The organism is Sphingomonas segetis (assembly GCF_009720245.1).
In the GTDB taxonomy this organism is placed as follows: Bacteria; Pseudomonadota; Alphaproteobacteria; order Sphingomonadales; family Sphingomonadaceae; genus Sphingomicrobium; species Sphingomicrobium segetis.
The window spans coordinates 1-1,544 of sequence record NZ_WJSQ01000277.1 but is presented as its reverse complement, the minus strand read 5'-3'; the positions used below and the strand labels follow the sequence as shown (position 1 = coordinate 1,544).

The following is a 1,544-nucleotide window of genomic DNA, read 5'->3' as shown; positions in this document are numbered from 1 at the left end:
GCCGGTCTCCGGCGGCTTAGGCCGACGCCGGCGCGCAGGCGGCGCGAGCGCGCGCCGCGTTGAACTGATTCGGCCGGTCTCGGTTCACCCAGCGTCTGGTCTCGAGGAGCCGCTACCGCGGCTCCGGCCGGCCGCCGTGGTCGCCGATCGCTTCGAGCAAGCCGCTGAACGACCCGCTCTCGCCGAGCGGGAACGCATGCCTCAGGAGCCGCGCGACTCGCTCCCGCTCCTCGAGCTGCCGCGACCGTTCGGATGACGAAGAATCTGGCTTCCGCGCACGCATGTTCTTGTCTCTTAACGAAAGTTAGGTGCCGATGTCTCCCCGATGGTTGCGCTTGTGGTCGATTCGTCCGAATTGATGCCATTTTGCAACGTGCGCAGCGGTGCAGGCCGCCGACCGTCGGAAGCCTGTGCTCTTGACTTCCTCCAGAGCGAAGCTGGGTCCGATGTGTCCGAATTTGGGTCATGTTAACTAAGGTTATATTGGCAAACTCCCGAATTCTGTTTTGGTAAACAATTGGTTAACCGACTCGCGGGGGCGGGGCGGAGCCGGGTTCGGGGGTATGTGAGATGGCGGGCAGCAGCGGGTCGACGACCCTTACGGGTACGTCGAGCAACGACACTTTGATCGGGGGATCCGGCAGCGACATTCTGAGCGGAGGCGCAGGAAGCGATTTCCTCAACGGCGGCTCCGGGAACGACATCCTCGACGGGGGTTCGGGCGGCGACACGCTTCTCGGCGGATCCGGCGCGGACACCCTGATCTACCGTGCGTGGGAAAATAGCTACCTGCAGAGCAGCTATTCCGTTTACGACGTCTACGACGGCGGGACCGGAGCCGTAAAGCTCGGCACGACCGGTCCTGACATCGACCAGCTTCATATTTATCTCAGTGAACAGCAGCTCGCTGATGCAGCGTTCATGGCCGCGTTCAATACCGACATGGCGAATTACCACGCGTTTATAGAGGCGCAGACCAGCGATAAGACGCTCCAGGCTTCCCAAGCGCAATTCAGCTTCACCTCGGTCGGCCTGAAAGTTTCGGCGATAGAGAGCGTTGCTGTCGTCCGCGGCTCTCAAACGGCATTCATGATCGAGTCCGATGTTGCCGAGAGCACGAGTGGCAACCTGGTGACGGATGGCGCGAGCTCGTTCGTGGCAGGGACATGCACAACATCCTTCGGCACATTTCATGTCAACGCCGACGGCACCTGGACGTTCGTGGCGGCCTCGGCATTCGACGAGCTCGCAGTCGGCGAGAACATTACGCAGACGTTCAATGTGAAGGCTACCGACGGCAGTACCGTCAGCGTCACGATCGTCTTGAACGGCACGAACGATCAGCCGGACATCAGCGTTGGAGCGCTCGACAGCGCGTCGGCGTCGGTTGATGAAACCGATGCGGCGCTCAGCGCCACGGGGACGTTGACGGTGAGCGACTCGGACACGAGCGACACGGTCGACGTGAGCGTCACCTCGGTGGCGGCGTCGGGCACTGGGGGCGACGGCGGGATCAGCAACGCGGACCTGCTGGCGATGCTGAG

The 1,544-nt window shown here is 62.4% G+C and carries 1 protein-coding gene; it reads left to right on the top strand.

Going from position 1 to position 1,544, the window contains the following annotated elements:
* Positions 1–570: 570 nt before the first annotated feature.
* On the top strand, positions 571–1,544 hold a 974-nt coding region (locus GH737_RS16015; protein WP_196233240.1), incomplete at its 3' end, for a VCBS domain-containing protein.